This window comes from Acuticoccus sp., assembly GCF_965213555.1.
Lineage (GTDB): Bacteria > Pseudomonadota > Alphaproteobacteria > Rhizobiales > Amorphaceae > Acuticoccus.
Genome location: NZ_OZ243890.1, coordinates 3,544,796 through 3,562,930, shown reverse-complemented (window position 1 = coordinate 3,562,930; position 18,135 = coordinate 3,544,796). Strand labels below are relative to the sequence as shown.

The following is an 18,135-nucleotide window of genomic DNA, read 5'->3' as shown; positions in this document are numbered from 1 at the left end:
TCGAGAGGTTCCTGCCGCCCACCCAAGGTCGCTCGCCGACGGGGTCCGATCGGATCGGAGATCCGCCATGGTTGACCCGTCTTTACCCCGAGCAAAGGTCCGCGATGTAGGGCGGCAATGCGAACGCCGCGCGATGGACGGCGGGGGACCAGCAGCGCGTCGCGATCCCAGATGCCGCTTGGCGGCGTGCGAGCTCCTCCTCGCTGATGGCCGTCGCGGCCCTCCCTGCCGCAAAGCCGTGCGCCATCGGCCCGCCGGTGTAGCTCGGGACGGTCGTGAGGAAGAAGGTTGCGTTCGGGAAGGCCCGCCGCAGCGTCCGCGCGTGGCCGGTGAACCAGTCGGGCGTGAGGAACGGCACGCCAGACTGCGTGACGAGGACGCCCTCTGGTCGCAGCACGCGCCGCAAGCCATGGTAGAACTCCTCGGTGAACAGCGCTGCTCCGGCACCGACGGGATCGGGCGCATCGACGACCACGACGTCGTAACGCTCGCCGGTCGCGGCGACATGTCGTGCCCCATCGCCGATGACGAGGGCGAAACGCGGGTCGTCGAACGCGCCGGCCGGCACCTGCGGGAGCTCCGACAGCGCAAGGTCGATCACCTCCCGGTCGATTTCGACCAGCGTCAGGCGAGCCACGCGATGGCGGAGCACCTCGCGGGCGAGGCCGCCGTCGCCGCCGCCGATCACGAGGACATCCGCCGCTGCGCCGTGCGCCATCATCGGCACGTGCGCCATCATCTCATGGTAGACGAACTCGTCACGCTCGGTGAGCTGGATCGCGCCGTCGAGGGCCAGCACGCGTCCGAAGAGGCGGTGTCGGAAGACACACAAGGCCTGTGCACTGCCCGCGCGCTGCATCGGGCCTTCCGCTCGCAGCGCCAGCCGGAAGCCGACGTCGTCGTTGACGGTCTCCACGAACCAGCCGTCCCAGTCGTCCCCCGTCAAACGCTCACACGCCACGCCCACGCAGGAGCTCGCTGACGGCGACCCGCTCCGGCTTGAACGCCTCGCGCAGGACGTCGACGCACGCCTCCGGCCGGGTGTCGCCGCACATGAAGATGTCGAGCGCAGCGTAACTGTGTTCCGGCCACGAGTGGATCGAGATGTGGCTCTCGGCGAGCACCGCGACGCCCGACACCCCTCCGTTGTCGTCGAAGTGGTGAAGGTGCACGTGCAGGAGCGTTGCACCGGACACGTCGACGCAGCGCTTCAAGGTCGCCTCGATGTGGGTGAGGTCGTCGAGCCGCTCCCCGCCGTAGACGTCCACGATGAGATGTGCACCAGCGCACCGCACCCCGCGACGGACCATCAGATGCTCCGAAGCTGGGGCGATCGCCGTCGGCCCCCGGACCTCCGCGTCCCCGTCGGCAACGGATGGCAACGTGCAGCCGGCGTCGGCCGTCGCTTCGTGCGCCATGCGCAGTCCAGCTCCCTCGGCGTTGATGAGCCCTGTACAATAGCGCTGATCCCAGATCGCTTCAACCACGCAGGCGCACTCAGCGCGCCTGCGTGGGGGCGGCTTCGTCGGAACGGTTCCGGACCAGCCCTTGTGGAGTCGGCGATGAGCCGCTACCTCGGGATCGGAGCATATATCGATCCGAAATATGTACGTTCGAGGTTCACCGTTGACCGCCGATGCCCTCAGCCCAGTCTCGGTCCTGTGCCTCGCCATCCTCTTTCGTGGGGAACGGACCGGTTATGAGATCAAGAAGGAGTCAGTGGAGGGGGACTATCGCTACTTCGTGGAGGCGAGCTACGGATCCATCTACCCGGCGCTGACCCGACTGGCGGCCGAGAGTTACGTGACGGTGCGCGAGGAGCTGCAGTCGGGGCGCCCCTCGAAGAAGGTGTACGCCCTTACCGAGGCCGGTCGAGGTGCGCTCCTGCGCGCGCTCATGCAGCGCCCGGGGCCGGACGTGTTCCGCTCGCGCTTCCTGCTCGTCGCCAAGTTCGCCACGCACCTCCCGGCCGAGGTCCTGCGCTGCGCCATCGACGCGCGGCGCGAAGAACTCGAGCGCGAGCTCGACCACTTGAGAGCGATAGGCGACGCCGACTGCGAGAACCCCGCGGTCGCCTGGATCGCCGCGTACGGCGCCACGTGCCTCAGCGCGGAACTCCAGTACATGACGGCCCACAGCGACGCGTTGATCGCGCTCGCCCAGCCGGCGCTGGCCGACGCCACGCCTTAGGAGTGTCACGATGAGGGGCAAGCTTTTGCTCGCGGCGCTGATGACCGGCGGCATCGTCGCATGGATGGCGACGGGCGAGCTCGTGGTCTCGGGGAGTGCCGAGGTCGCCGAGGTTCGCCCTCCCGCAGAGCGTTCAGGGGGCGAGGGAGCGCCCTTCCGCGTGCGCACCCGCACCATCGAGGCGGCGCAGCGGGAGCGGACGCTGACGATGCGTGGCCGCACGCGCGCGGACGCCCTCGTCAACGTCGCCGCCGAGACCGCGGGACAGGTCGAGGAGCGCCCGGTCGGCCGTGGCGATCGCGCGACCGCCGGCGACGTCCTCTGCCGTCTCGACCAGGGCGTCCGCGCCGCCGAGCTCGCCCAGGCGGAGGCCGAGGCTGCCAAGGCGCAGCTCGACTACGACGCCGCGACGAAGCTGCAGGGTCGCGGCTTCGAATCGCAGACCCGCGTCGCCGCGACGCGGGCCGCGCTCGATGCCGCCCAGGCCCTCGTCGCCGCGGCGCAGCAGGAGGTCGAGCGGACCGTGGTGCGCGCGCCGATCTCCGGCACGGTGCAGGAGCCGATCGCCGAGGTGGGCGCCTCCCTCGCCGTCGGTGACGTGTGTGCCACCATCGTCGACGCCGACCCCATCGTCGTCACCGGTCAGGTCTCAGAACGCAACATCCGCGACGTGTTGATCGGCGTCGAGGCGCGCGTCGAGCTCGTCACAGGCGGCGCCGTCGACGGCACGGTGAGCTACGTCTCGCGCACCGCCGATCCGGACACGCGCACCTTCAAGGTGGAGATCACGGTGCCGAACCCCGACGAGGCCCTGCGCGACGGCGTCACCGCCGAGGCGCACATCCCGCTCTCTCCCGTCAAGGCACACCGCTTGTCCCCCGGCGTGCTCACCCTGTCGGACGCGGGCGAGGTGGGCGTCCGCACCGTGAAGGAAGACGGGACGGTGGCGTTCAGGCCGGTCACGATCGCGGTCCAGGACACCGATGGCTTTTGGGTGACCGGGTTGCCGGACACGGTCACGGTGATCACCGTGGGTCAGGACTACGTCGTCGACGGCCAAGCGGTCGAACCCGTGGACGAGGATGCCCGCGCATGAACGCGTTGCTGAACGGCGTCCTGGGCCGTCCACGCACCATCCTCACGCTCCTCATCTTCCTCCTGGGCGCGGGGGCGGTGGTCTACGCGACGATCCCCAAGGAGGCGAACCCCGACATCGACGTGCCGGTGTTCTACGTCTCGGTCGTCCAGCAGGGTGTCTCTCCCGAGGATGCCAACCGCCTCCTCGTCAAGCCCATGGAGACGGAGCTGCGCGGCCTCGATGGGCTGAAGGAGATCCGTGCCACGGCCTCGGAGGGTCACGCCGGCATCATCCTCGAGTTCGAGGCCGACTTCGACAAGGACGAGGCGCTCGCCGACGTCAGGGACAAGGTGGACCGCGCGCAGGCCGAGCTGCCCGACAGCGCGGAGGAGCCGACGATCACCGAGACGAACTTCTCGCTCGTCCCGACGATCATCGTGGCGCTGTCCGGGGACGTGCCCGAGCGCACGCTCTACCAGCGCGCGCGCCGCCTCAAGGACGAGATCGAGGGCATCCCGAGCGTGCTGTCGGCGGACCTGTCGGGCGAGCGCGAGGAGCAGCTCGAGGTCATCATCGACCGTACGCTCATGGAGAGCTACCAGGTCCAGCCCATCGAGCTTCTCACCGCGCTGCAGCGCAACAACGCGCTCGTCCCGGCCGGCTTCCTCGACACCGGCGAGGGCCGCTTCCCGGTGAAGGTGCCGGGCCTCATCGAGGGGCCGGACGACGTCAACGAGATGGTCATCAAGCAGCAGGCCGAGGGCGTCGTCACGGTGGGCGACATCGCCGAGGTCCGCCGTAGCTTCAAGGACCCGACGACCTTCACCCGCGTCAACGGTCGTCCGGCGATCACCATCGACGTCGTCAAGCGGCTCGGCGAGAACATCATCGAGAACAACCAGGCGGTCCGCGACGTCGTCGAGGCGTCGACGGCCGATTGGCCTGACACCATCAAGATCGACTACCTGCTCGACCAGTCCTCGTTCATCTATGAGGTGCTGGGCAGCCTCGAGGCGTCGATCTCCACCGCCATCGTGCTCGTCATGATCGTCGTGGTGGCGGCGCTCGGCTTCCGCTCGGCGCTGCTGGTCGGCATCGCGATCCCGACGTCCATCCTCCTCGGCTTCCTGGTCCTGTCGGGCGTCGGCATGACGGTCAACATGATGGTCATGTTCGGCCTCGTGCTGTGCGTCGGTCTGCTGGTGGACGGCGCCATCGTGGTCACCGAGTACGCCGACCGCCGCATCGCCGAGGGAGCGGATCGCGCGAGCGCCTTCAAGGAGGCGGCCAACCTGATGGTCTGGCCCCTCGTCGCCTCGACGGCGACGACCCTCATCGCCTTCCTGCCGATGCTCCTGTGGCCGGGCGTGCCGGGAGAGTTCATGAGCTACCTGCCGATCATGGTGGTGATCGTGCTCACCGTGGCGCTGTTCACCGCCATGGTGTTCCTGCCGGTGGTCGGAGGCGTCCTGTCCAACGCGCTCATCATCGGCCTGTTCGCCGGTGGGACGGCAGCGGGCACCGCGCTGATCGCCCTCGCCGACGCGGGTCCGGCCCGCTTCGCCGGCGCGGCTGCCGCCTTCCTCCTCGGCACCATCGTCGCCACGGTGCTCGCCCGTCGCTGGGGCGTCGCCCGCGACGGGGGGACGGCGGTCGCCTCGCGCTCCGACGGGGCCTTCGACGTCGACGCCGTGCGCGGCGTCACGGGTGTCTACGTCCGCCTCCTGCGCGTCCTTGCCGGCAACGTCGCAGGCATCATCGCAACGGTCCTCGTCGTCGGGGTGATCGCGGCGGGGACCGTCCACATATTCATGGCCAACGCTGCAGGCGTCGAGTTCTTCGTCGACGAGGAGCCCGACGTCGCGGTCGTCATGATCTCCGCGCGCGGCAACATGAGCGCCCGCGAGGCGCTCGCGTTGGTCCGCGACGTGGAGCGTGAGGTGCTCGCCATCGACGGGGTGGAGAACGTCGTCACCTCCGCCTTCCCGTCCGGAGGCAACACCGGCGGCGGAGCGCAGCCCGACGGCGTGACCGATCAGCCGGCGGACATCATCGGACAGCTTCAGATCGAGCTCGTCGCGTACTGCTGCCGTCGGCCCGCCGTGGAGATCTTCGCGGACATCCGCGCGCGCACCGACTTCGCCGGCATCAAGACGGAGGTGCGTGAGATCGAGGGCGGGCCGCCCACGGGCAAGGACATCCAGCTACAGATCACATCCGACAGCTATGCCGACGTCCTCGCTGCCACCGCCCGCGCCCGCGCCTACGTCGAGACGGTCGAGGGGCTGCGCGACGTGGAGGACGACCGTCCGCTCCCCGGCATCGAGTGGCAGCTCGACGTGGACCGCGAGGAGGCCGGCCGCTTCGGAGCGGACGTTCAGACCGTCGGCCAGATGATCCAGCTCGTCACCAACGGCGTCCTCCTCACCCAGTATCAGCCGGACGATTCGGAGGACCAGATCGACGTGCGCGTGCGCTACCCCGAGGCGGAGCGCACCCTCGAGCAGTTCGGCGACCTCCGGCTCCTCACCGCGCAGGGTCAGGTTCCGATCATCAACTTCATCGACGTCAACCCGCAGCAGCGGGTGTCGTCGATCACGCGCGTCGACTCCGCGTTCGCGATGACGACGAAGGCCGACGTGCTCGAACAGGAGGGCTACGACCTCAACGCGAAGATCGCTGAGATCGACGCCTGGGTGAAGTCGCAGGAGTGGCCGCGTGGAGTGACGTTCACCTTCCGCGGCGCCAACGAGGAGCAGGCCGAATCCTTCCAGTTTCTGATGCGTGCGATGGCGGCCTCGCTTGTCTTGATGTTCCTCGTCCTCGTCACCCAGTACAACAGCTTCTACCAGACGGCCTTGACGCTCTTGACGATCGTCCTTTCGGTTTTTGGCGTGCTCCTGGGCATGGCGATCACCGGACAGAAGTTCTCCGTCATCATGACGGGGACTGGGGTGATCGCGCTCGCTGGCATCGTGGTCAACAACGCCATCGTCCTCATCGACACCTACAACCGCGAGCGGTCCCAACAGATCGACGTGCTGACCGCCGTCCTCGCGACCGCGGCGCAGCGGGTGCGGCCGATCCTGCTCACCACCATCACGACCATCGCCGGGCTGATCCCCATGGCGACGCAGGTGAACCTCGACTTCTTCACGCGCACCATCGCGGTGGGCGGCATCACCTCGGTGTGGTGGGTGCAGCTCTCGACCGCCATCATCTCCGGCCTCGCCTTCTCGACGATCCTGACCCTCGTGGTGGTTCCTGTCATGCTCGCCATGCCCACCACGGTCACCGCCGCGGTGGCCCGGGCTCGCGGCCGACACGTCCCGGCAGCGCAGACGCCGGCGCTTTCTCCGACGCGGACCAGCCTCCTCGACGCCCCCCGCCTCGACGGCCCAGGGCGAGCCCCTGAGGCGGCAGTGGTGCGCTTCGCCCCCGCGTCGGATGCCGAGGGGAGCGAACCCGACGGGGCCGTGGAACCGTCGTTCGCGCCGACGCCCCTCCCCGAGGCGTCGGGTCCATCCAGCGACGTCTACGCTCCGGTGGTCGCCCGCACGCCGCGGAAAGGTGCGGACGAACGGACGCTCGTCATCCCCGTGGCAACCGCACCGGTGCCGGACGATCGAAGCGCCGCGGGGCGGGCCGACGATGTCTACACCCCGGTGATGGCGCGGACGCGTCGTTCGCGCACCGATGCCGCAACCGAGGCAGAAGCACCGGACCGCACGATCGAAGCGGCTGAGTGATCCCGGACGGGCGCCGCCCTTCCAGCACGGCAGCCTTGCCTCCCAGGGGGTGGTTCGGGGGGCTCGCTCATCTATGTTGAGGGCCATGAGGGACCCGTCGCCGCGAGCCTCCACCTGCGTTCGGCTTTGGAGGACCTGCGCAGGTCGAGCGGCGTCGTGAGCGCACCGGACCGGCCCGTGTCGGCTGCCCGCGGCGAGCTGTTCGGCGCGCTGCGCGGTCTGTGGCCCTACATGTGGCCTTCGGATCGCCCCGACCTCAAGCTCAGGGTCGGGATCGCGATCCTCGCCCTCGTCGTTGCCAAGGTCGTCACTGTCCTCGTCCCCTACGCCTACAAGTGGGCGACGGACGCGCTCACCGCCCAGGAGTTCGGTCCCGAGGCCAGCCAGCAGATCGCCCAGGCCGACGGGCTCAACCTGCCCGCCTTCGTCATCGCACCGGTGATGCTCGTGATCGCCTACGGCGTCGGCCGCGTCCTCATGATGGGCTTCAACCAGCTCCGCGACGCGCTGTTCGCCCGGGTGGGCCAGCACGCCGTGCGCCAGCTCGCCCGGCGCACCTTCGTGCACCTCCACGGCCTGTCGTTGCGCTACCACCTGCAGCGACGCACGGGCGGCCTGTCGCGCGTCATCGAGCGCGGAGTGAAGGGCATCGAGACGCTGGTGCGCTTCACCATACTCAACGCGCTGCCGACGATCCTCGAGTTCGCCCTGATGGCGGCCGTGATCGCCTACCAGTTCTCGCTGTCCTACCTCGGCGTGATCGCGGTGATGGTCGTTGCCTACGTGTGGTTCACGGTGGTCGCCTCGCAGTGGCGCATCACCATCCGCCGCACGATGAACGACTCCGACACCGACGCGAACTCAAAGGCCATCGACAGCCTGATCAACTACGAGACGGTCAAGTACTTCAACAACGAGACGATGGAGACGGACCGCTTCGACCGCTCGATGGAGCGTTACGAGGGCGCCGCCGTAAGGATCTGGACGTCGCTCGCCTGGCTCAACATGGGCCAGACGGTGATCTTCACCATCGGCATGACGATCCTGATGGTCCTATCGGCCCGTGCGGTGATGGCAGGCGAGCAGACCCTCGGCGACTTCGTGATGATCAACGCGCTCCTCATGCAGCTGTCGATCCCGCTCAACTTCATCGGCTTCGTGTACCGCGAGATCAAGATGGGTCTGGCGGACGTGGAGGCGATGTTCGCCGTGCTCGACCTGCCCCGCGAAGTGACGGACCAGCCCGACGCGGCCCCGCTCGACGTCCCCCGTGGCGAGGTCCGCTTCGAGGACGTCACCTTCCACTACGACCCCGACCGGCCGATCCTGCACGGCGTCTCGTTCGTCGTCCCCGCGGGCACGACGCTCGCCATCGTCGGCCCTTCAGGGGCCGGCAAGTCGACGATCTCGCGCCTGCTCTACCGCTTCTACGACGTGACCGGCGGCCGCATCCTCATCGACGGGCAGGACGTGCGGGACGTGACGCAGGACTCGTTGCGTCGTGCCATCGGCATCGTCCCCCAGGACACGGTGCTGTTCAACGACACCATCGCCTACAACATCGCCTACGGACGGCCTGCTGCGGGGCGCGAGGAGGTCGAGCAGGCCGCGCAGATGGCTCAGATCGGCCCCTTCATCGAGGACCTTCCCAAGGGGTATGACACCGAGGTCGGCGAGCGTGGGCTGAAGCTGTCGGGCGGCGAGAAGCAGCGCGTCGCCATCGCGCGCACGATCCTGAAGGCTCCTCCTGTGCTGATCCTGGACGAGGCGACCTCCGCGCTCGACACCCGCACCGAGGAGGAGATCCAAGCGGCGCTCGACCGCGTGTCCACCGGGCGGACGACCCTGATGATCGCGCACCGCCTGTCCACCGTCGTCAAGGCGGACCAGATCTTCGTCCTCGAAGCCGGCCGGATCGTGGAGCGCGGCACGCACGCCGAGCTCCTCGCCGCCGACGGCCTCTACGCCGAGATGTGGGCGCGCCAGAGCCAGGAGGCGACCGCGCCGAAGGACGACGCGGCTGTGCCCCCTCGGTCCGTGCGGGACCGCGAGGAGGCGTTCACCAAGTAGCGGCCGCCCGCGTTCGGTCGCAAGATCGAGGTCGCGCACCATGAGCCGAGCGTGCCACGTGGGCGACGCCCAACCGGACCGACCCGATGCCGCCTACCCACTCCGTCGCCGTCCCCACGGCCCGCCCCGCTTCGCTGTCCATGGCCCCCCTCGATTGGGGGCTCCTCCTGACCCTGTCGGTCCTTTGGGGCGGCTCGTTCTTCTTCACCGGCGTCGCGGTGCGCGAGCTTCCGACGCTGACGATCGTCGCGTTGCGGGTCGGCCTTGCCGCGATCGTGCTGTGGGCGGTGCTCGCCGCGCTCGGGCGCCCGGTGCCGCGGACGAGGTCGGTCTGGCTGGCGTTCCTGGTGATGGGCGTCCTCAACAACGTCGTCCCGTTCGTCCTGTTCGTGTACGGCCAGCAGACCATCGCCTCCGCGCTCGCCGCGATCCTCAACGCCACGACGCCGCTGTTCACCGTCGTCGTCGCCGGGGTGCTGCTCACGGACGAGCGGCTCACCGCGGGCAAGCTCGTCGGCGTCGCGGTGGGCTTCGCGGGCGTCGTGCTGATGGTCGGGCCGAGGGCGCTCGAAGGGCTGGGGGCGGACGGCTGGGCCCAGCTTGCGTGCCTCGCCGCGGCATTGTCCTACGCCTGCGCAGGCGTCTGGGGTCGCAGGTTCCGCACGCTGAAGGTCGATCCCATCGTCGTCGCCGCAGGTCAGGTGACCGTCTCCGCGGCGCTCCTCGTCCCGATCGCGCTCTTCCTCGACGCGCCTTGGACGCTGCCGGCTCCGTCCATGGCGACTGGGGCGGCGATCGTCGCGCTCGCCGTGGTGTCGACCGCGTTGGCCTACATCCTTTACTTCAAGATCCTCGAGCGCGCCGGCGCGACCAACGTGCTCCTCGTCACACTCCTCGTCCCTGCCTCGGCCATCGTCCTTGGCACGCTGATCCTCGGGGAGCGCCTCGGATGGGTCCATGCGGCGGGGATGGCGCTCATCGCCGTCGGGCTCTCGGCCATCGACGGCCGGCTGTGGCGGGCCCTCGACGGTGCCCGCCGAGGCAAGAGCGGTTTGGGTTAGGTGGAACCACCTAACCCCAAGAAGACCGCTCTTGATCGAGGAGCCAGAGCATCTTCTCTGGGTCTGAGGAGACCCAGGATGCTCTATGACGTTGCCCCCAACTTCTATCCAGCGGCGCCTGGAATTCGGCGGTTAACGTCGGTAGGCGGGGCAAACCTGTCGAGGTTGGACAGGTCGTGAGAGCGACGCGGGCGCAGGATTGCTGCGGCGTAGTCGTTCGGGGTGAGCCAGCCGAGACGCGAATGCGGCCGCGTCGTGTTGTAGTCGGCGCGCCATGCAGCCAGCACAGCACGGGCATGGGGGAGCGAGCGGAACAGGCCCTCGTTCAAGAGCTCGTCTTGCAGGCGGCCGTTGAAGCTTTCGATGAAGGCGTTCTGGATCGGCTTTCCGGGCGCAATGGAGTGCCAGGCGACCCGACGCTCGTCGGCCCGTGAGAGGATCGCGTTCGCGGTCAGCTCGGTGCCGTTGTCGCTGACGATCGTCGTCGGCCGGCCGCGTTCGGCAACGAGCCGGTCGAGCTCGCGGGCAACCCGCACGCCGGAAAGCGAGGTGTCGGCGACCAGCGCCAGGCACCTCGCGGGCGCGATCGTCGACGACGGTCAGGATGCGCAGGCGCCTGCCGCAGGCGAGCTGGTCGGACACAAAGTCGAGCGACCAGCGCTCGTTCGGCCGGAGCGGCACGGCGAGCGGGGCTCGCGTCCCGACTGCCCTCTTGCGGCCGCCGCGCTTGCGCACCGTGAGGCGTTCCTCGCGGTAGAGCCGGAAGAGGCGCTTGTGGTTCAAGGCATAGCCTTCGCGCCGCAGCAGCACGTGCAGCCGCCGATAGCCGAACCGCCGTCGCTCGTGCGCCAGCGCTCTCAACCGTTCGCGCAGCTGACCGTCGGGCCGCCGCACCGAACGGTAACGGACCGTCATCCGGCTCGCGCCCACCACCGTGCACGCCCGCCGCTCGCTCATCTTGAACGTCGCTCGATGATGCGCGACAGCCTCTCGCTTCGCAGCGGGCGTCACCATCTTTTTCCCAAGAGATCCTTCAGCGCCGAGTTGTCGAGCATCGCTTCGGCGAGCAGCCGCTTCAGCTTCGCGTTCTCCTCCGCGAGCCCGCGCAGCCGCTTCGCCTCGCTCACGTCCATCCCGCCGTACTTCGACTTCCAGGCGTCGAACGTCGCATCGCTCATGCCGTGACTGCGGCACGACTCGGCGACCTTCGCTCCCGCCGCACGCTCCTTCAGCACGCCGATGATCCGCTCTTGCGTGAACCTGCTGCGCTTCATGCGTTCGGTCCTCTCTGGGCCGAACTCCACTTCGCCCTGGATCAGGCGCCGGGGGCAACGTCACTTGCGGTTAGGTGGGACCCCCCAACCGGAAAGACCGCTCCCAACCAACGCGCTAGCGCATCTGATCTGGGTCCAACCAGACCCAGGATGCCCTAGCGGCCCGGCGCGATCAGACCAGCACGGTCGAAAGTCCGGGCACGAGCGTGACCAGGAGGAGCACGGCGACGAGCGTCGCGACGAACGGGGCGACGCCGCGCACGATGTCGCCGATCGGCACGTCGGTGACGCTGGACAGGACGAAGAGGTTCAGCCCCACCGGCGGCGTCACCGCAGCGATCTCGATGTTGAGCGTCAGCACGATGGCGAAGTGGATGGGGTCGATGCCGAGCTCGCGCACGGTCGGGATCAGCAGCGGCGTCAGGATCGTGAGGAGCGTGAACCCGTCGAGGAAGCAGCCGAGCGCGAGGAGGACGACGTTGACGAGGAGGAGGAAGCCGACCGGGCCGAGGCCGAGGCCACTCACCGCATCCACGACGGCGGCCGGCAGCCCCGCAAGGTTCGCGATCATGCCGATGAACAGCGCCCCCGACAGGATGAACAGGATGGCAGCCGTCGAGCGCGCGCTCTCCACGAGGATCGCGAACAGCGCAGAGGGGGGCAGCGTGCGGTAGACGAGGAGGCCGACGAGGAGCCCGTAGAGCACCGACACCGCCGCAGCCTCGGTCGGCGTGAAGAGGCCGGAGTAGATGCCGCCGAGCACGATCACCGGCATCAAGATCGCGGGCGTTGCCCGGACCGTCGCGGCAAGGAGGGCGCGCCCCGAGAACGGCTCAGCGGTGAGGCCGTAGCCCCGTCGTCGCGCGATGATGAGGCCGACGACACCGATGGCCGCGGCGGTCACGATCCCGGGCAGCACGCCGGCGATGAACAGGCTCCGCACCGACTGCCGAGCCATCTCGGCGTAGATGATGAGGAGGACGCTCGGTGGGATGAGGATGCCGAGCGTCCCCCCCGCCGCCATGAGGCCCGCTGCGAACGGCTTCGGGTACCCGAGCTCGTCCATGGCGGGGATGACGACGCGGCCGAGGGCTGCGGCGGAGGCGACGGAGGACCCCGTCATCGCGCCGAACAGGGCCGAGGCGACCGTCGCGCCGAGCGCCGTCCCGCCGGCGACGCGCCCCACGAGCCGTTGGGAGAAGGCGAACAGGTGGTGCGCCATGCGCGCGCGCAGCATGATGTTGCCGGCGAGGACGAAGAACGGGATCGCGAGCAGGACGAAGCTGTCGAGGGCGCTGTAAAGCGAGGAAGCGACCTGGGTCAGGGAGGTCATGCCGAAGACGAGGACGGCGACGAGCCCGGTGATCCACAGCGCGAAGCCGACCGGGACGCCGAGCGCGAGGAGCCCCAGCGCGAGGACGATCAGGAGCGCCTCCACGTCAGCGGCCGGCGAGGCGAGCGAGCTGCACCACGAGGCGGGCCGCGAGGTGCAGCCCGGTGATCGCGAACGCGATGGGAACGCTCGTCTGCGCCACCCAGACCGGGAACGGCAGGGTCGAGTGCGTGAACGTGAGGCCGTAGAACCGCGTCTGCTCGACGAGGCCGATGCCGAGCCACACCGCGAAGCCGCAGAAGATCAGCGCGCAGGCGTCAGCGATCGCATCGAGCGCCGGGCGCGCCTTCGCTGGCAAGAGGGCCACCACGACGTCGACCCGAATGTGCGCGCGCTCCCGCGTCGCGACGGCGACTCCGAGGTAGGCCATCGCGATGAGGAGGATGCGCGAGAGCTCCTCGCTGTAGAGGTTCGACACGCCGAGCAGGCCACGTGTCGCGATCTCGATCGTGACCAGGCCGAACATCGCCGCGAGCACCGCGGCGAGCGCGGCATCCTCGAGGATCGCCAGCGCCCGCGCCGTCCCTTGCAGCACCCTCACTCCTGGGCGTGGGCCTCGATGACCTGCATCAGCTCGTCCGGCACCGTGGCGGCGACGCGGTCCCACACCGGCTGCGCCGCCTCGCGCCAGGCCCGGCGCTCCTCCGAGGTCTGGATGTGGACGTCGACGCCCTCCTCGCGCAGCGCGGCGATGGCGTCCTCCCGAACGCTCCGCGCGCGCTCGCGGTGGTTCAGCGCTACCTCCTCCGCGGCCTCCCGCAGAAGGGTCCGGTCCTCCTCCGCGAGGCCGTCCCACCACGCCGCGTTCACCACCCACGGATAGTACGCGATGTAGTACGTCGCGTAGTTCACCTGCCGGACGCTTTCGTGCCACTTGTAGCTTGTAAAGGCGTCGATGGGGACGTTCAGCCCGTCGATCACCCCCTGCTGCAGCGCCGCCGAAAGCTCGACGAAGTTGATCGACACCGGCGTCGCCCCGTAGGTCTGCAGCATGTCGAGGTTGACCCTGCCGAGGCCGCGCATCTTGAGCCCGGCCATGTCCCCTGGGGTTCGCAGCGGCATCGTCAGCGTGCCAGGGACGAGGTAGTCGTAGGGCAGGATCGCGATGACGCGGCCGCCCTTCTCCTCCAGTCCCGCGTACGCCATTTCGACGAAGCCCTCGCTGTCGATGGCGGCGTAGAACGCGTCCTGGGTCGGAAAGGCGTAGGGCAGCTCGAGCGCGGCGAGGTTCGGCACCACCGCCGTCCAGTAGGCGGAGATCAGCGTCGACATCTCCGCGTCGCCGCGAAGGATCGCCTGCACGAGGTCGAGGCCGCGATAGAGGTTGCCGCTGGGGTAGAGCGTGACCTCGATGCGTCCCTCGGAACGCTCCTCGACGATGCGCTCGAACTCCTGGTTCGCGATGCCCGGGGCGATGTCGAGGTTGTACTCGACGGGGAAGCGGATGTTGACGTCCGCGGCCACGGCCGGGCCGAAGGGGAGGAACGCGACAAGGAGGAAAATGAGCCTTCGCATAGAGCCTCGGTGCGTCAGGTGGTGCGGTCCTTCGCGTCATCCTGACAGTTCGATGCTGGGTCCGCGTACCCGGTCGTCTCGCTTTCGCGTGCGTGCGGAGTGAGGCCCGTCCGGACCGATCGTTGGAAAGATCGGTGCGCCGTTCAGTCCCTGCCGAACCTTTGGGTCAGCGTCAGCCCGGTGATGGCCTGCTGGACCAAGGGCTCGATGATGCGCAGGAACTTGTTGAACTCAACCGACGGGTGGTTGGCGACGTAGATGAGGTCCTCGTCGCGCAGGTCGAACGTCTGCATGATGAAGAAGCTCTCGGGGTCCTCAAGGTTCAACCTGTAGACCACCGGCACCATCGAGCCGTCCAACGCGACGCCCGCCCGCTCATCGAGCGTCTTGGCGATGTGGTCGGGCTCGAAGCGGAACAGGAAGACGCCGCGCGGGTCGGCGACCGCGTCGTCGAGGCCGCCTGCCTTCGCGATGCCCTCCGCGAGGGTGACCCGGCGCTGCTCGAACGCGATCTCCGCCTTCGCGGTCGTCGCGCCGTACACGGTGAAGGTGCGCGCGACGTCGGTGACGAGGACGGTGTCGCCCGGCTGGATCGGCACGTTGTCCTCGGGGTTGTCGAACAGGTCCTCGAGGTTCGCGCTCGCCACCTTGCCGTCGCGGCGCAGGATGACGCGGGTCTGCCAGGTCGGGGTCGTCGAACCGCCGGCGGCGGCGATGAGGTCGAGGACGCGCACGCCCGCGGCCGAGATCGGCAGGTTGCCCGGGGCGCCGACCGAGCCGAGCACGGTGACGGAGTTGGCGAGGCTTTCGTCGACGAGGACCTGGACCTGCGGCTGGATCGCCTTGTCCTCCAGCGCCTCCTCGATGATGCGGCGCAGCGTCGACGGGGAACGGCCGGCCGCCTGAACAGGTCCGACGTAGGGCACGAACACCTCGCCCTGCGCGTCGACCACCGAGGTGATCTGCGTCGCCTTCGCGGTGCTGGATGAGAACAGGCCGTCCGCGCCAGCCTCGAAGATGTTGACCTGGATCCTGTCGCCGACGGCGAGCAGCAGGTTGGGTACGCCCGACTGAACCGTAAAGAAGGAGGAGAAGCTCGGCGGCCGGTACTGCCCGGCGACGTTCACCGCCCGCTCGTCGAGCCGGACGACGACGTAAGTCTTCGGAACGCCCCCCTCGGGGTTCGTCGAGGCGATGGCGAGCGCCGAGGGCCCGTTCGACGGCACCGCTCCGCAGCCCGTCAGGGCCGCGGCGAATGCGATGGCCAGCCACTTCAAGCGCATCAATTACGACCCCGGTGACGCGACGACACACCGGAGCCTTACCATCACCGGCCGCCACAGGCAGCGGCTTTGGCCGAAGCGGAGCAAACGTTCGGTCGTGCGTTGCCGTGGTGCAACAACCGAGCGACGGCCGTGCGCGGCGCCGCAGCCTCAGACCACGCGGTCGCGCACCGCGGCGCAGACGACGGTGATGAGGCCCCAGACGAGGACCAGCGAGATGAGCAGCACCAAGGTCCAGCGCAGCGCATCGGGGTAGGTGGCGCGCTCCGGCGCCGAGCCGCGCACGAAGACCGCAAGGTAGCGCTGCTGCTTCATCGCCTCCATGCGCGCCATCTCCATCGTCTCCATGGAGGACAGGTACGACTGCTCGGCGAACTGCTGCTCGGCGACGAGCTCCTCGTAGCGCGACAGGCGGTCGGTGAGGATGGCCTGGTCGCTGCCGTCCTCCGAGGCGGCGACGCGCAGCCGCTCGGCGGCGATCTGGCGCTGCAGCGCATCGATCTGGTTGCTTACGTAGACGACGCGTGGGGAGTTTTCGCTCATCGTGGCGCGAAGGGCGGTGAGCTGGGACTGGAGCGTGGCGACCTCAGCCTCGAGCCCGCTCACCACGCCCTGGCGTGCCTTAGCGACGGCGGTGGGGTCGATCTCCCGCTCGTCGCCACGGTAGGCGGCGACCGCCTTGCGGCTGTCGCCGTAGCGCGCCTCGGCGAGCTCCACCTCGCGACGGGCGCTGGCGAGGCTATCCTCGCGCGAGCGGCGCGAAAGCTCGTTGACCAGCTCCTCGGACTGCTCGATCACCTTGGCCGTGATCACCTCCGCATCGCGCGGGCGGAACGCACGCACGATCAGCGTGATGATGCCGGTATCGGTGTCGTACTCGGCCTCGCTCATCATGCGCCAGTAGTCGACGAGCTTCTCGACCGGCAGCGACGGGTCGAGCCGGTAATAGAAGTCGGCGGACGGCCGGCTGTAGATCTCCAGGAAGTTCGCCTCGGCGACGAGGACCTCGACCATCGCGCGCGAGCCGATGAACTCCTGCAGGATGAAGCTGTCGGCGATCTCCGAGTCGACGGATCCACCGGCCGCCGAGAACAGCCCGCCCATGTCCATCGCGCCCGTCGACGAGGAGGAGCCGCGCACCGCGAACTTGCTCTCGGTGGCGAACTGCGGGCTCGCCATCGCGGCGTAGAACAGGACCGTCAGGAAGGTGGGCAGGACGACGCATAGGAAGAGCGAGGCCTTGACGAGCTGCCCGAACATCGAGGCGGACTTGGTGAGCTGCGCGCGTGGCGGCAGCACAAACGCGTCGTTGCGCGGGGCTGGCACCTCGACGGGCAAGGCGTCACGGTCGTGCGCTGGGACGGCGGCCGCCGTCGCCTTGCGCTCGGCGAGCGCCTTTTGCCGCCGCTCCAGCCGCTTGTTGCGCGTCGCGGGGCGGCGCTCATCACCGTCGGGCACCGGCACCAGCGTCTTCTCCGTCATGCCTTGCAGGTCCCTGTCATGCCTTGCCGGTCATCCCTCAAAAGACCTCCTCGACGGAATCGTCCTCGTCCTCATCGTCGTCCGGCGTCGGAGTGATGTCCGGCACTTCGGGGACCGGCAGCTCCTCGTAGACCTTCACCGCCGTGGCAACGTCATCGAACATGTAAAGGCGGCCGTCGTAGAGCAGGTAGGCAAGATCGCAGCCTTCGGGAACCTGCCTCGCGTCGGTCAGCGTCATCACGTAGTCCCGGTCGAGGAGCGCGGCGGCCACCGCCCCCAGATCGACGTTGGTCAACCCGTACTGCGCGCTCTTCGGGGGCCCGTCGAGGAGGTGGCAGTCGAAGTCCGCGGCGAGCACCACGAGGACGCCGATCCGCCGCCGCATCGGCGTCGGGATCGCCCGCATCTTCTCCCTCAGCTGACGCTCGTTGAACCCACAAATGTCGCAGGATGCGCGGAACAGCTTCCCGGGATCGACGCCGAGCACGCGTCCGAGGAAGACGAGGTTCTGCCTCAGCGTCAACTTGCTGTCGAAGTAGCTGGTGCTTCCTACTGGCCAGGACAAGCGCGAGTTGACGAGGATGCGGCCGCCGACGGTCTGACGCTTGCGCATCATCATCTCGACGATCGTCGTCTTGCCCGATCCCTTGTGGCCTAGGATCACCATGCGACGGCCGCGCGGGAAGGTGGCCGAGAGGTCGTTGAACAGCGTGAAGCGGCGCGTGTTGGTCTTCACCTCCACCGAGCAGCGGTCGAACGCGACGTGACAGTCGCGCAGGTCCACCGTCTTCTGGGCGGCGCGCAACTCGGCCTCGGTGATGACCAGCGGCCGTCCAGCGCCGCGCCCGCGGACGGCGTCCTCGAAGGAGACGATGTTCGAAGCCATGCCGTACTGAACTCGGTCTTTCCCAAACTACCGGCTTCCCCAATGCGACGGTCGTCGCTCGCGGGGGGCCCGGCTGCGGGGCGCCATGGGCCATTGCGCCCGCCGGACGATGCGTCGCGCGTGCCGCCGCGCTATAGCGCGACGTTAGCACGGG

General features: G+C 68.8%; 13 protein-coding genes and 1 pseudogene. 5 read left to right on the top strand and 9 right to left on the bottom strand.

Annotated elements, in window-relative coordinates; genetic code table 11:
• Positions 1-82: 82 nt before the first annotated feature.
• A complete protein-coding gene (gene speE, locus ACOOE8_RS16690; protein WP_420392537.1) occupies positions 83-967 on the bottom strand; it encodes a polyamine aminopropyltransferase in 885 nt (294 codons plus the stop codon).
• Positions 951-1,310 (bottom strand): adenosylmethionine decarboxylase, encoded by a 360-nt coding sequence (speD, locus tag ACOOE8_RS16685; RefSeq protein WP_420392536.1) that lies wholly within the window; start codon positions 1,308-1,310, stop codon positions 951-953. The genes speE and speD overlap by 17 nt, the downstream gene beginning before the upstream one ends.
• Before the next feature lie 316 nt (positions 1,311-1,626).
• Between speD and ACOOE8_RS16680 the strand changes: the two genes are divergently transcribed.
• The 5 genes from ACOOE8_RS16680 (at position 1,627) to ACOOE8_RS16660 (ending at position 10,148) form a co-directional block, all read left to right on the top strand.
• Complete coding sequence (locus ACOOE8_RS16680) at positions 1,627-2,190, top strand: PadR family transcriptional regulator (protein ID WP_420392535.1); 564 nt, start codon at positions 1,627-1,629, stop codon at positions 2,188-2,190.
• A gap of 10 nt (positions 2,191-2,200) precedes the next feature.
• On the top strand, positions 2,201-3,286 hold the full coding sequence (locus tag ACOOE8_RS16675) for an efflux RND transporter periplasmic adaptor subunit (protein WP_420392534.1): 1,086 nt from the start codon (positions 2,201-2,203) through the stop codon (positions 3,284-3,286).
• Positions 3,283-7,017, top strand: coding sequence for an efflux RND transporter permease subunit (locus ACOOE8_RS16670; protein WP_420392533.1), 3,735 nt, complete (start codon positions 3,283-3,285; stop codon positions 7,015-7,017). The genes ACOOE8_RS16675 and ACOOE8_RS16670 overlap by 4 nt, the downstream gene beginning before the upstream one ends.
• A 156-nt stretch (positions 7,018-7,173) precedes the next feature.
• Complete coding sequence (locus ACOOE8_RS16665; protein WP_420392532.1) at positions 7,174-9,087, top strand: ABCB family ABC transporter ATP-binding protein/permease; 1,914 nt, start codon at positions 7,174-7,176, stop codon at positions 9,085-9,087.
• Positions 9,088-9,173: 86 nt separating this feature from the next.
• A complete protein-coding gene (locus ACOOE8_RS16660) occupies positions 9,174-10,148 on the top strand; it encodes a DMT family transporter (RefSeq protein ID WP_420392531.1) in 975 nt (324 codons plus the stop codon).
• Positions 10,149-10,252: 104 nt separating this feature from the next.
• Here ACOOE8_RS16660 and ACOOE8_RS16655 read toward each other — a convergent pair.
• The 7 genes and pseudogenes from ACOOE8_RS16655 to ACOOE8_RS16625 form a co-directional block, all read right to left on the bottom strand.
• Positions 10,253-11,422 (bottom strand): annotated as a pseudogene (locus tag ACOOE8_RS16655) (IS3 family transposase).
• Between the two features lie 172 nt (positions 11,423-11,594).
• Positions 11,595-12,860 (bottom strand): TRAP transporter large permease, encoded by a 1,266-nt coding sequence (locus ACOOE8_RS16650; protein WP_420392530.1) that lies wholly within the window; start codon positions 12,858-12,860, stop codon positions 11,595-11,597.
• A gap of 1 nt (position 12,861) precedes the next feature.
• Positions 12,862-13,350, bottom strand: coding sequence for a TRAP transporter small permease (locus ACOOE8_RS16645; RefSeq protein ID WP_420392529.1), 489 nt, complete (start codon positions 13,348-13,350; stop codon positions 12,862-12,864).
• Positions 13,351-13,352: 2 nt separating this feature from the next.
• Complete coding sequence (locus tag ACOOE8_RS16640) at positions 13,353-14,330, bottom strand: TRAP transporter substrate-binding protein (protein ID WP_420392528.1); 978 nt, start codon at positions 14,328-14,330, stop codon at positions 13,353-13,355.
• Between the two features lie 143 nt (positions 14,331-14,473).
• Positions 14,474-15,613: a polysaccharide biosynthesis/export family protein gene (locus ACOOE8_RS16635; RefSeq protein ID WP_420392527.1), complete on the bottom strand. Its 1,140-nt coding sequence runs from the start codon at positions 15,611-15,613 to the stop codon at positions 14,474-14,476.
• A gap of 150 nt (positions 15,614-15,763) precedes the next feature.
• Positions 15,764-17,095: a hypothetical protein gene (locus ACOOE8_RS16630; RefSeq protein WP_420392526.1), complete on the bottom strand. Its 1,332-nt coding sequence runs from the start codon at positions 17,093-17,095 to the stop codon at positions 15,764-15,766.
• 37 nt (positions 17,096-17,132) lie between these two features.
• Positions 17,133-17,981 carry an ATP-binding cassette domain-containing protein gene (locus tag ACOOE8_RS16625; protein WP_420392525.1) on the bottom strand — a complete coding sequence of 283 codons (849 nt, stop codon included), beginning with the start codon at positions 17,979-17,981 and terminating at the stop codon, positions 17,133-17,135.
• Positions 17,982-18,135 lie beyond the last annotated feature (154 nt).

What these genes read in the sequence shown, in the direction of transcription:
- speD (WP_420392536.1), bottom strand. Translation starts at nt 1,310, where the DNA reads ATGGTCCGTCGCGGGGTGCGGTGCGCTGGTGCACATCTCATCGTGGAC.
- ACOOE8_RS16675 (WP_420392534.1), top strand. Translation starts at nt 2,201, where the DNA reads ATGAGGGGCAAGCTTTTGCTCGCGGCGCTGATGACCGGCGGCATCGTC.
- ACOOE8_RS16670 (WP_420392533.1), top strand. Translation starts at nt 3,283, where the DNA reads ATGAACGCGTTGCTGAACGGCGTCCTGGGCCGTCCACGCACCATCCTC.
- ACOOE8_RS16660 (WP_420392531.1), top strand. Translation starts at nt 9,174, where the DNA reads ATGCCGCCTACCCACTCCGTCGCCGTCCCCACGGCCCGCCCCGCTTCG.
- ACOOE8_RS16640 (WP_420392528.1), bottom strand. Translation starts at nt 14,330, where the DNA reads ATGCGAAGGCTCATTTTCCTCCTTGTCGCGTTCCTCCCCTTCGGCCCG.
- ACOOE8_RS16635 (WP_420392527.1), bottom strand. Translation starts at nt 15,613, where the DNA reads ATGCGCTTGAAGTGGCTGGCCATCGCATTCGCCGCGGCCCTGACGGGC.
- ACOOE8_RS16630 (WP_420392526.1), bottom strand. Translation starts at nt 17,095, where the DNA reads ATGACGGAGAAGACGCTGGTGCCGGTGCCCGACGGTGATGAGCGCCGC.
- ACOOE8_RS16625 (WP_420392525.1), bottom strand. Translation starts at nt 17,981, where the DNA reads ATGGCTTCGAACATCGTCTCCTTCGAGGACGCCGTCCGCGGGCGCGGC.